Below are 1,090 nucleotides of genomic sequence, written 5' to 3' on the forward strand. Positions count from 1 at the left end.
ATTGGTTATGTTTACCTTCCTGCGTTACTTGCGATTGCGATGACTTCGATGTTGACCACGAAAGTGGGGGCGAAGCTCGCGACCAATCTTCCTACTGCGGTATTAAAGAAAATATTCGCAATATTCTTGATGTTTGTTGCAGCAACAATGCTGCTGTAAGTTTATTCCCAAGTTATTCACGCTGAACCGAGCATTTGAGGTGACTTGGGTATATTGGTTTTATTTGTAAATAAGAAGAGAATGATTTATGTCTCAGGGATACCTTCAATTTCCCAATATTGATCCGGTTTTAGTCTCTATTGGTCCTGTTTCAATTCGTTGGTACGGTTTGATGTACCTCGTCGGTTTCATGTTTGCATTGTGGTTGGCGAACCGTCGTGCTGACAAACCAGGCAGCGGCTGGACTCGAGAGCAAGTCTCGGATCTACTTTTTGCGGGCTTCTTAGGGGTCGTCATCGGTGGGCGCGTCGGTTACGTTATCTTCTATAACTTTGAACTGTTTTTAGATGATCCTTTGTATCTCTTCAAAGTTTGGACTGGCGGTATGTCGTTCCACGGTGGTTTGTTGGGTGTGATTACGGCAATGTTCTGGTATGCACACAAGAACGGTCGTACCTTCTTCGGCGTTGCTGACTTTGTCGCGCCGTTAGTGCCATTTGGCTTGGGTATGGGCCGTATGGGTAACTTCATGAACAGCGAGCTTTGGGGGCGTGTAACAGATGTGCCTTGGGCTATCGTTTTCCCAAATGGCGGGCCTTTACCACGTCACCCATCGCAACTGTATGAAATGCTGTTAGAAGGCGTAGTGCTGTTTTTCATCTTGAACTGGTTCATCAAAAAGCCTCGCCCATTGGGTTCGGTATCAGGGCTATTTTTAGCTGGATATGGTACATTCCGCTTCTTAGTCGAGTTCGTTCGCGAACCGGATGCTCAGCTTGGTCTATTTGGTGGTTATATTTCGATGGGACAAATTCTATCAACGCCAATGATCGTGTTGGGTATTCTGATGATGGTTTGGGCTTACAAACGTGGTCTTTACCAAGACAAAGCTCAAGTTAAAACGAAGTAAGGTATTGGTGTGAAACAGTAT

Annotated in this window: 1 protein-coding gene and 1 pseudogene; both read left to right on the top strand. The window is 45.4% G+C overall.

Annotation, left to right across the window (positions count from 1 at the left end; genetic code table 11):
• Positions 1-159 (top strand): annotated as a pseudogene (locus tag R8N28_RS26630) (sulfite exporter TauE/SafE family protein); the annotation flags it as partial.
• Positions 160-247: 88 nt separating this feature from the next.
• The gene (gene lgt, locus R8N28_RS26635) at positions 248-1,069 is read left to right on the top strand and encodes a prolipoprotein diacylglyceryl transferase (protein ID WP_005497169.1); all 822 of its coding nucleotides are present in this window, start codon (positions 248-250) and stop codon (positions 1,067-1,069) included.
• Positions 1,070-1,090: the final 21 nt, after the last annotated feature.

Source organism: Vibrio sp. Vb1554, assembly GCF_033344235.1.

Bases quoted from the DNA above. Each gene is read 5' to 3' on its own strand.
- lgt (WP_005497169.1), top strand. From the start codon at position 248: ATGTCTCAGGGATACCTTCAATTTCCCAATATTGATCCGGTTTTAGTC.